This window comes from Pseudomonas sp. S3_A03 (assembly GCF_054668275.1).
In genome coordinates this window covers 577,871-588,379 of record NZ_CP162753.1, presented here as the reverse complement: position 1 = coordinate 588,379, position 10,509 = coordinate 577,871, and the positions used below count along the sequence as shown (strand labels likewise).

Here is a 10,509-nt window from a genome sequence, read left to right as displayed (position 1 = left end):
ACGTATGAGGGTTAGGCGGTTGGCGAAGGGCGGGACCGAACTTCTGTCATGCAAAGTTCATATGGGGCTGGTAACGGCGCGGCGAAACGCAAAAATCAGCAACGGCGCAGGCCGTTGCTGATCAGGTGTTGCAGGTCGTTGGAAGCGGGGGGTTACAGCGGACGACCGATACCGTTGCAAACGTTGGTGTTGCCGATGCTCAGGGCACTGCTCGCGGTCAGGAAGCTGGCGCGAACGGTGGCTTTCCAAGCGGTTGGCAGCGGAACGAAAGCGTTGGCGGTGATGGCTGCATCGTTGTTGCTGGAGGCGCCGTAGTGCTTGGTGAAGAAATCACGCACTTGGGTGGTCTGGGTGGCATCGGCGTAGCACTGGCTGAAGATCAGGTTGGTGAAGCCCAGGATCGGGTAGCCGGTGGTTGGGTAAGGCTGTACACCGGCGGTGTTGTCCGGACCGAAGACCGGAACCCAGGCGTCCGGGTTGGAACGAACAGCGGCAGCCGGTACCGGTACTGCGCCGATGGCGGCAGATACGTTGGCGGCAGTTGGCGATTTACCCTGCACCGGCTGGCCGTTGACAACATCCTTGCCAACGCGTGCAACTTTGGTCGCGTCGTCCAGGCCGGCCAATGTTGGAGCAGCGAAGTCAGGACTCATGTAGGTAATGCGACCTTCTTCGACAGTGGTGTCGTTCAAGGCAGCCATTACACCTGTGCTGCCATTGGCGGCAACGGCGCCGACCAGTGGGGTCAAGCCAAGGCTGTAGCTGTTGGCGAAGATTGGGGTGACGGCGAAGGTGCCGGGTTCGGTGGTGCACTTGGCATTGAGGAAGCGGGTGAACAGCTCAGTGGTGCCGCTGCTTTCGCTGCGATAAACCACTTTGATCGGACCTGTACGACCGGCGCCGGAAATACCGCTCCAGTCAGTGACACGGCCAGAGAACACACCGCACAACTCTTTAATGCTCAGGTCGACAACATTGGCACCGCTTTTGCGGAAAGGAATGGCAACCGACGTACCCACCGACGGCACCTGGATCAACTTACCCCAGGCCGGTTGCTTGGCAGACTCATAGGTCGACAGTTCGGTGGCGCTCAGCTTGGAGTCGCTGCCGGCCCAGTGCACGTTCTTGTTCGTCACGCCAGCCACGAACTTGGTGTAGTCGTTGTTCAGGAAGGCGGATTTGCCGTTGCCGCTGCCCACGCCGATGTAGGGGGCGAAACCGGCGGTCAGCACGCCGGAAGTCTGGTACAGCGCCTGTGGCAAGGTAGCACCGCCGCCGTTGATGTCAGCCAGTGCAGCCTGGGCCGAGCACAGTGCGGCGAGGGTCATGGATACCGCGAGAACGTTGCGCTTAAACATGAAGAATCTCCTTTCGTCGTGTTTGTACGTTTGGGGTAGATGGCTCTTGCATGACGCCATGGCTTCGGTCCCAGGCCGGTACGCGGGGGGTGGCCTGGGTGAAAACCATGGGAACGAAACTCGCAGTTTCCGATGACAGATATAGGAAAAACCTCGGGAGGAAGCGCTTGATTTTAAAAAGATTCTCGGGTGTTTTGGTCATGCTTTCGAGCGGTTTTGGCCCACGTGACAGCGGCGTTTCAGTACGGCTTCGCAACCCTGGGCTGGAGACCGCACGGAGCGTGTCGAGCGGTTGAAACATGACAGGATGAGGAACCCGAGTTCGCTCCGCTGACCTAGGTGACCAACTGATTGATCTCGATGATCGGCAACAGCACCGCCATCACGATCACCAGCACCACCGCGCCCATCACCACGATCATCAGCGGCTCCAGCAACGCGGTCATGCCCATGGCCCGGCGTTCGATATCCCGCGACAGGGTTTGCGCCGCGCGCTCAAGCATCGGTGGCAGCGAGCCGGTCTTCGCCGCTGGCGATCAGGTGGATCAGCACCGGCGGGAAGACCTTTTCCACCGCCAGCGCCGGGGCCAGGTTGACCCCTTCGCGCACCTTGGCGGTGGCGTCGTTGACGCACTGGCTCAAGCGCTCGTTGGACAAGGTTTGCCGCGCCGCTTCCAGGGCGCGCAGCAGCGGCACCCCGGCACCGCCGAGGATCGCCAGGGTCGAGGCAAACCTGGCGGTGTTAAGGCCCAGCACAAAGCGCCCGATCAGGGGCAGGCGCAGCACGCGGCTATGCCAGTTCAGCCGCGCCACCGGGTTGCGCAGGTACAGGCGCCAGCCCCAAAAACCGCCGACAATGCCGGCAAAACACAGCCAGCCCCAGGCGCGAATAAAGTCACTGGCGTTGAGCATCGCCAGGGTCAGCCCCGGCAGATCCTGGCGCGCCTGGGAAAACGCGCTGACGACCTGGGGCACCACGTAGCTGAGCAAAAAAATCACGATACCGATGGACACCAACCCCACCACGCCGGGGTAGATGAACGCGGTGAGAATCTTGCCGCGCAGGTTGTTGCGCTCCTCGATGTAGTCCGCCAGGCGCTCCATGACCTGGGCCAGGTCGCCGGACTCCTCCCCCGCCGCGATCAAGGCGCGGTAAATCGACGGGAAATCCCGTGGCCGCGCCGCCAACGCATCGGCCAGGCGCATGCCGCCGCGCACATCGGCGCGCACGGCGGCCAGGGTCTGGGCAATGTGCTTTTTCTCTGCCTGCTCCACCGTGGCACTCAGCGCCGCTTCCAACGGCAAACTCGCGCCGAGCAGGCTCGCCAGTTGCCGCGTGGCCCAGGCCAGGTCGTTGTCCGACAGTTTCGCCGTAAACAGACCGCCGCCGGCAGCCGCTTGCCGAGTACCTTCGACCTGCACCCGCAACGCCGTCAGGCCACGGCTGCGCAGCAGCGCAAACGCCCCGCTCTGGCTGTCGGCTTCCAGATGCCCGGCCTCGACCTTGCCGTTGGCATCGGCGGCTTCATAGCGATAGCGATTCATCAGGCGTCCCGTGTCACGCGCAGGATTTCTTCGGGCGCGGTGGCGCCGCTGCGCACCCAGCGCTCGCCGTCTTCACGCAGGCTCAACATTCCGGCGCGGCGCGCGGCCAGGCGCAGGTCCTGCTCATTGGCGCCCTGGTGGATCAGGCTGCGCACGTCATCGTCGACGCAAAACAATTCATGGATACCGGTACGCCCGCTGTAGCCGATCTGATTGCAATGGGCACACCCCACCGGGCGCCACATGCCGGGCGCGGCCGGGTCTTGCTGCTTGCAGTGCGGGCACAGCCGCCGTACCAGCCGTTGCGCCAATACGCCCAACAACGACGAGGCCAGCAGGAACGGTTCGACGCCCATGTCGACCAAGCGATTGACCGCCGACACGGCGTCGTTGGTGTGCAGGGTGGCGAGCACCAAGTGACCGGTGAGCGAGGCTTGCACGGCGATCTGCGCGGTCTCCAGGTCGCGTATTTCGCCGATCATGATGATGTCCGGGTCCTGGCGCAGAATCGCTCGCAGCGCCAGGCCGAAGGTCATGTCGATCTTGGCGTTGACCTGGATCTGGCTGATGCCGGGCAGGTCGTATTCCACCGGGTCTTCCACGGTCAGGATATTGCTGGTGCTCGCATCCAGCCGCGCCAGGGCGGCGTACAGGCTGGTGGTTTTGCCGCTGCCGGTAGGGCCGGTGACCAGCACGATGCCGTGGGGCTGGCGAATCAACGTGTCCAGACGCGCCAGCAATGCCGGGGCCATGCCCAGGGTTTCCAGTTGCAAACGCCCGGCCTGCTTGTCCAGCAAACGCATGACCACGCGCTCGCCATGCCCGGTGGGCACCGTCGACACGCGAATATCAATCGGCCGCCCGGCCACGCGCAGCGCGATGCGCCCGTCCTGGGGCAGGCGTTTTTCGGCAATATCGAGCTGGGCCATGATCTTGATCCGCGACACCAACGCGCCGTGCAGCGCCTTGCGCGGCGACACCACATCGCGCAGCGTGCCGTCGACGCGGTAGCGCACCACGGAATGGGTTTCATAGGGTTCGATGTGGATGTCACTGGCTTCATCCCGTGCCGCCTGGGTGAGCAAGGCGTTGATCATGCGGATCACCGGCGCGCCGTCCTGGGTGTCGAGCAGGTCGGTGATCTCGGGCATGTCTTGCATCAGGCGGTCCAGGTCCACCTCGTTTTCCGCGGCGCCCACGACAGCTGCGGCGCTGCCGGTGTCGGCATAAGCACCGGTGAGCAGGCCGTCGAGTTCGTCGTCGCGCACCTGCTCGACGCGCGCCTGGCCGAATTGGCGCTGAACTTCGCTGATCGACCAGCCAGGGGTTGAAGGGCAGACGGTCAGCAGCATGCCCTCTTCGCCTGGGCGCAGGAGGATGCGTTGGGACTTGGCCCAGGCGTAGGGGAGCAGGCTCATGGTTGCGTACCTACCGGCACCGCCCGGATTACCGCCCTGGGCCCCTGCTGGCCGGGAATCGCCTTCTCCACCGACGGCAGCTGCGGCGCCTGCACGTCCGGCATCGCCCAGCTGTGCTCAGGCTGCAACCCACCCTGGGCCCGGCGCATGAACTCGTAGCGGTTCAACGTGATACTGCGCCCCGCCCCACTGTCGCGAATGATGTAGGGCCGCAGGAACACCATCAGGTTGGTCTTGCTGACACTGCGCTTTTCATTGCGAAACAACGCGCCCAACCCCGGAATATCAGCGAGCCACGGCACCGCGTCGTTGCTCTGGCTGTAACCGTCCTGCAGCAACCCGCCAAGCACCATGATCTGCCCGTCATCCAGCAAAATGCTGGTGTCGATCGCGCGTTTGTTGGTCACCGTGCCCGCGTCCACCGAGGTGCGCGTGTCCACGCTGCTGACCTCCTGGTAGATATCCAGCTTGACCGTGCCGCCCTCGGAAATCTGCGGGCGCACGTTCAACTTGAGCCCCACCTCTTCACGCTGCACGGTCTGGAACGGGTTGTTGCTGGTGCCGCCGCCACCGGTGACGTAACTGCCGGTGACGAACGGGATGGTCTGCCCCACGAAAATACTCGCCGCTTCGTTGTCCAGGGTCAGCAGGTTGGGTGTGGACAGCACGTTGGTGCCGCCTTTGCTCTTCAACGCACGGGCCAGCACTTTGAGGTCGAGCACCTTGCCGATCCCCGGAATATCCACGGTGCCGTTGACCACGCCGACGTTCAGGCCCTTGGGCAGCACGTCGAGGCTGGTCTTGGCGGTGGTCGCAAGGCCACTGCCGCCGAGGTTGACGCCACCAAAGCCGCCCTTGCCCGCCAGGTTGCCGGCCTGCCATTGCACACCGAACTCGGTGGCGTCGTCCTCGCCCACTTCGACGATCAGGCTCTCGATCACCACTTGGGCGCGGCGTTGGTCGAGCATGTCGATCACTTCGCGCAGGTTGCGGTACAGCGGGTCCGGCGCGGAAATCAGCAAGGTGTTGGTGGTGGCGTCCGCCTGGATGGTCACGCCGCCGGCGCTGAAGGCGGTGTCCTGATCCTTGGAGGTGCTGTTGCTGCCGGTGGTCGAGTTGGTTTGCCCATACCCCGGCGACACACCGCTGCCGGTGGGCGTGCCACTGCTGTTCTGGGCCGCGCCGCCTTGCGCGCTGTTCTGGCCGCTGCCGCCCATGCTGCTGAGCTTGCCGCGGGCGTCGTCGCTGACGCCGGACTCGCTTTCCCCGGTGAGCAACCCGCGCAGCGACTGCGCCAACTTGCCCGCCTGGGCATTGCGCAGGTACACCACGTGCATATTGCTCGGGTTGCTTTGCGCGTTGTCGAGTTTGTAGATCAGGTTGCGCGCCAGCTCGGTACGCTCGGGGCTGCCGGAGCGGATGATGATCGAGTTGGAACGCGGGTCGCCGATCACGTTGATTTTCTGGGTCTGGTCGGCGCCCTGGGTTTCCAGAAGCTCGGCAACCATGGCGGCGATGTCCACGGCGATGCCGTTCTGGATCTGCACCACATCGGTATCGATGGCGCTCGGGGTGTCGATGCCACTGATGATCTGCGCGACCCGCGCGAGGTTCTCCGCGTAGTCCGTGATGACGATGCTGTTGTTGCCGGGGTAGGCATTGATCGGGTTGTTGGGCGACACGATGGGGCGCAGCACCGGGATCAGGTTCACCGCGTTTTCGTATTGCAGGCGAAAGGTGCGGGTCTGCATGCCGCTGCTGCCGGCACTGTACATCGGCCCGCCAAGCAGCTTGGCATCGGCCTCTGGCACCACTTGGGCCACGCCGCCCACGTCCACCACGCTGAAGCCCTGCATGCGCAGCGCGGCCAGCAGCATGTCGTAAGCCTGGTGTGCGGGAACCTGGCCTTCGCTGACCAGGGTGAGGTTGCCTTTTACGCGCGGGTCCACCAGGAACTGCTGGCCGGTGGCGCGGGACAGTGCGCGCACCACCGCCTGGATATCGGCCTCGACAAAGTTGAGCTGCACCGGCTGGTCGCCCAGCGGGTTGCGCGCCTTGACGGTCGTCGGCGCCTGGCCTCGGGCGCTGTTGGTCAGCCGGTGGGGTGCGGCGGCTTTGGGCACGGCGTCGCGCTGGCGATCGAGCACGGTATCGCCATGGCGACGAGTGTCGGCCAGCGGCTGACCGAGTTCGCTGTCCACCAGCAATGGCTTGGCGGCCTCCTGGGTACTGCACGCACTGAGGGCCAGCAACAGCAATGGCGCAACGGTGCGAAACGGCGGGACTGACCACTTCATGAAGCTTCCTTAGCGCCAAGCGCCTGATCCATGCGAACGGTCCCGGACACAGTGCCGGCCGAGGTGTCGACGGCATCCACGGCACGTTGCAAGCGCGCCTCGGACACCTCCAGAGAAAACGAACGGGGATTGCCCAGCAACCAGCCCACCACGGCGTCTGCCGGGGCGTTATCGAAGGTCAGCCGCCAACCGGAGCCCAGCGCCTGCACCTGGTAATGGCCTTGCAGGCCGGCACTGTCCAGGGTCTGGCGCAGCGCGGTTTCATCGGCGAGCCGAGGCGCGGCGACGTCCTGCAACAGCACCTGCAAGGCGGCGGCCTGGGCGCGTAACTTGGGCGTTTCGGCTTGCCAGTAGTCGATTTTTTTCAGCGCGGGCTGCACCAGTACTAACCAGCTCAACAGGCTCGCCAGCACCAGGCCGGCACCGGCCAGCATGCGTTTTTCACGCACGGCCAGCCCGTTCCAGAACACGTTGGCCTGGCCGCGCATGCGCTGCCATTTATTCATCGCCAACCTCCGCTTGTTCAGCGGCGGGCGTCGGCGCGATGCTCCAGCCGTGGTCATCGCGCGTGGCGGCAAACCCTGCCTGGCCCAACGCGGCTTGCCACTCGCCCTCGGCGGCGGGGCTGCGGCTGTCGGCGAGCATTTGCAGGTGCAGGCGCCCCTGTTCAAAGGTCAACGTATCGACGCTGCCCACCATAAACGGCAGGTGGCTGCCCGCCAGTTGCAGCAGGCCGGGAAAGCGCTGGCCGGGGTCGGCGGCGGCGCCGGCCTGGCGGGCGGCCAATTGTTGACGCGCCTGTTGCAACGGGTTGAGCACCACCGGCAATTCGGGAAACGCCTGGCGCACTTGGCGGCTCATCAAGGCCTTGAGCCGCTGGCCCTCTTCGACTTGGCGGGCCGCATAGAGGTTGAGGCCCAGGCTCCAGATGGCCGTGGCCAGCGCGACGCACCCCAGCGCCCTGCCCCAGCCGCCGCTGGACGGTTGGCGGAGACGAGCGTGCAAGCCCCACGCGGGAACGGCACCGGCCCAACGCTGCGATGCATCCACCAGCGGCACATCCAGCACCTGCACACCCAATGGATGCACCGCCGCTTGTTGCAGGCTGTCGCGCGTCAACAAATACCCTTCGTCCAGCGTCGCAGCCCCTGCCGGCAAGGCATAGGGCGCCGGGTACAGGCCACGCAACCTGAGCTGCGCCTGCGCCAATACCTGGCTCAGTTGCGCCAGCCCGGCCTTGGGCACCCAACCCACCTGCACGCGCCCATCGCTTTCGCGCGGGCCATGGGCCACGTGCATCGCCTCAAGCGGCCCCAGGATCAACGCCTGCGCCGCGCAGGCCACGGCGGCGGCGGTTTTGGCGGCGGCCAATGGTGGCAGCTCCAGGCTTGTCAGCAGGCTGTCGCGGGGATGCAGAAAGCAGTCCACTGCCGGGTGGTTTTTGCCCAGCCGCGCCAGGCTTTCATGACCGTCGCACACCACCCTGTCGCGCTCCAGCCAGGCAAATGTCACGCGGCTGTCCACGGTCAAATCAGCCAACGGCGGCAAGCCAATGCGCAAGCGTTTCATACGCCCACCCGCGCCCAGATCACCTGGGGCCGCTGGTTTTCCGGGCGATGCAGCAACGCGTCGAGGGTCACCCGGCGTTGGTCCTGGCGCGCCTGGCCTTGCAGGCGAAACCACTCGCTGGTGATGCCCACCTGTACCGCATCCACCGCCACTTGGGGCAAGTGCAGGCGGTTGACGAAGTCCCCCCGGTTGATAAACCAATGCCCGGCATCCCGCTCGGCCACCAACGCCTGGGCCTGGGACAGATTCAACGACGGCACCACGGCGCTGAGCACTTCGGCGCGGGCGGTGTTGCCGTTGACCCAGGTGATATCGGGCAGCACGCTGATATACGCCTGCATGCGCTGCAACAGCGCCGGGTCGAGGCCGTCGATACCGCTCAGGTCATGCAGGCTGCGCAGCATCGGGTAGCCGGCGGGCTGATCGAGCTGGTCATACGATGCGATCACCCGCTGGCTGACGCGCCGGCTTACCGCCGGGTCGACCCCGATCAGCCGACACAGGCGCTCGAAGCTTTGCAACTGCTCGGCATCCACCTGTCGCCGGTTGACCAGGTTACGCAGGTTGAACTTGCCCTGTTCGTCTTCCACCCGGCCGGTGAACGCACCGCCCTGGGCGCGGGCCCAGGGCTGGTCGAGACGGGTCAGCACGTCCTTCTGGCGTGCTTCCCACAGCATGTGTCGAGTGCGCTCGAGGCTGCCTTGCAACAACCATTGACCCTGGATGCGCGATTGCTCGGCTTCCAGGCTGCGGGTGAACACGCTCTGGCGCGTCAACATGGCGCCGGCAAGCACCGCCACCACCGCCGCGATCAGCAACGCGCTGATAATCGCCATGCCGCGCTGCTTCGCCGCTGCGGGCGAATACCGTTTCATGGCGCGCCTTATAGCTGCCAGGAGCCGATATCGGCATTCACGCCATCGCCGTCCGGCTGGCCGTCGGCGCCCAAAGAGAACACATCGACTTCACCGTTGGCGCCCGGGTTGAGGTAATGATACGGGTGGCCCCAGGGGTCGTTGGGCAAGCGGTCGAGGTAGGCCCGCCAGGTGTTGTTCTTGGCATCCGCCGGGCGTTCCACCAGCACTTTCAGGCCTTGGTTCATGCTCGGGTAAGTGCCGTGGTCGAGGCGGTAGAGTTTCAGCGCCTGCATCAAGCCGCCGATATCCTGCCTGGCCGCCGTAGCCCGCGCCTGGTCCGGGCGGTCGAGTACCTTGGGCACCACCATCGCCGCCAGGATCCCAAGGATGACCACCACCACCATGATCTCGATCAGGGTGAAGCCACGCCGGCCGCGAGGGCCTGGCAATGGGCGGGTTAGGCGCGCGATATCCATCTCGACATTCCTTGGGTTGAGTGCATTTCGTGGCGCAGTGTTGCAAGAACACATGTCAGTCGTATTGAAAATCCTCGGGAGTTTCGGTCGCCAATCGGTCAACTCAGGGCGCTAGTCTGCGGGCCTGTTTCCAGGCTTTGAGAGCGCCATGCACGGCCACCGCAACGAGCGAGGATTTACCCTGATCGAGGTGCTGGTGGCGCTGGCGATCATCGCCGTGGCCATGGCCGCCGCCGTGCGCGTGGCCGGGTTGATGACCCAGAGCAACGGCGTGTTGCGCGACAAATCGATAGCGTTGCTGGCGGCGCAGAGTCGCCTGGCGCAGGTGCGTCTGGAGGGCCATCTACGCAGCGGCAAGCACACCTTCGAATGCGACCAAGGGCGCTTGAAACTGCGGTGCGAGCAAACTGTCAGCGCCGATGGCCCGCTGTTTCAGGTTTCGGTGCTGGTGCTGGATGCCAGCCGCGAAGCACCGCCCCTGGCGCGCCTGGCCACTCAGGTCATGGCCGAGTGAGCCGTGGCAAGGCGGGCGCGTCCGGCAGCTTATCGAGGTTGACGCGCAGCTTCTCGCCGCCACGCTCAATCTCGACCGCGTCACCTTCGATGGCGGTCAAGCGCACGCCGGGGCTGAGGCGCTCACCCAACAGAAAACTGCGCGGCGGGCCGTCGTTGAGGCTGAGGATCGCCACCGCGCCGCGCGCCCCGGCCAGCACGCCGGTGACCTTGACCTGCAACGCCGTCGGCGCATTGGCAAACCATTGCAGCGCCGGGTTATCGCTGCGTGCCGCCAATGCCTGCGGGGTGGCCTGGGGCGTATGGGATTGGGCATTGGTGAGTAGCAGCGGCGCCCATACCGCCACGCCGGCCAAGGCCGCGAGCAGCGCGCCGACCTGCACGCCCTGTGCCGCTGAAAATCGCAGGGAAAACGCCATGAGCAGGACCTCCTGTTTGTCCGTGGCATCAGCCTACAGCTCAATTCGCACGTTTTT

9 protein-coding genes and 1 pseudogene are annotated in these 10,509 nt (G+C 65.1%); 1 reads left to right on the top strand and 9 read right to left on the bottom strand.

Going from position 1 to position 10,509, the window contains the following annotated elements:
- Positions 1-152: 152 nt before the first annotated feature.
- From AB4O25_RS02725 to gspG, 8 genes and pseudogenes are all read right to left on the bottom strand, one after another.
- A complete protein-coding gene (locus AB4O25_RS02725; RefSeq protein WP_017530242.1) occupies positions 153-1,358 on the bottom strand; it encodes a substrate-binding domain-containing protein in 1,206 nt (401 codons plus the stop codon).
- A 335-nt stretch (positions 1,359-1,693) separates the two neighbouring features.
- A pseudogene (gspF, locus tag AB4O25_RS02720) lies at positions 1,694-2,903 on the bottom strand (type II secretion system inner membrane protein GspF).
- Positions 2,903-4,321 (bottom strand): type II secretion system ATPase GspE, encoded by a 1,419-nt coding sequence (gene gspE / locus AB4O25_RS02715; protein WP_017530240.1) that lies wholly within the window; start codon positions 4,319-4,321, stop codon positions 2,903-2,905. Before gspE ends, gspF begins: the two are co-directional and overlap by 1 nt.
- On the bottom strand, positions 4,318-6,618 hold the full coding sequence (gene gspD, locus AB4O25_RS02710) for a type II secretion system secretin GspD (protein ID WP_017530239.1): 2,301 nt from the start codon (positions 6,616-6,618) through the stop codon (positions 4,318-4,320). The genes gspE and gspD overlap by 4 nt, the downstream gene beginning before the upstream one ends.
- A complete protein-coding gene (gene gspM, locus AB4O25_RS02705) occupies positions 6,615-7,124 on the bottom strand; it encodes a type II secretion system protein GspM (protein ID WP_017530238.1) in 510 nt (169 codons plus the stop codon). The genes gspD and gspM overlap by 4 nt, the downstream gene beginning before the upstream one ends.
- Complete coding sequence (gspL, locus tag AB4O25_RS02700; RefSeq protein ID WP_017530237.1) at positions 7,117-8,187, bottom strand: type II secretion system protein GspL; 1,071 nt, start codon at positions 8,185-8,187, stop codon at positions 7,117-7,119. The genes gspM and gspL overlap by 8 nt, the downstream gene beginning before the upstream one ends.
- Positions 8,184-9,062, bottom strand: a complete 879-nt coding sequence (gene gspK, locus AB4O25_RS02695) for a type II secretion system minor pseudopilin GspK (RefSeq protein WP_158555756.1) — start codon at positions 9,060-9,062, stop codon at positions 8,184-8,186. Before gspK ends, gspL begins: the two co-directional genes overlap by 4 nt.
- Before the next feature lie 8 nt (positions 9,063-9,070).
- Positions 9,071-9,520: a type II secretion system major pseudopilin GspG gene (gene gspG / locus AB4O25_RS02690; RefSeq protein ID WP_460150428.1), complete on the bottom strand. Its 450-nt coding sequence runs from the start codon at positions 9,518-9,520 to the stop codon at positions 9,071-9,073.
- Positions 9,521-9,668: 148 nt separating this feature from the next.
- Here gspG and gspI point away from each other — a divergent pair, with 148 nt between their 5' ends.
- Positions 9,669-10,034, top strand: coding sequence for a type II secretion system minor pseudopilin GspI (gene gspI / locus AB4O25_RS02685; RefSeq protein WP_017530234.1), 366 nt, complete (start codon positions 9,669-9,671; stop codon positions 10,032-10,034).
- Here the strand turns inward: gspI and AB4O25_RS02680 are convergent.
- Entirely contained in the window at positions 10,021-10,452 is a 432-nt protein-coding gene (locus tag AB4O25_RS02680; protein WP_017530233.1) for a type II secretion system protein N, read from the bottom strand. The genes gspI and AB4O25_RS02680 overlap by 14 nt on opposite strands.
- Between the last annotated feature and the right edge of the window lie 57 nt (positions 10,453-10,509).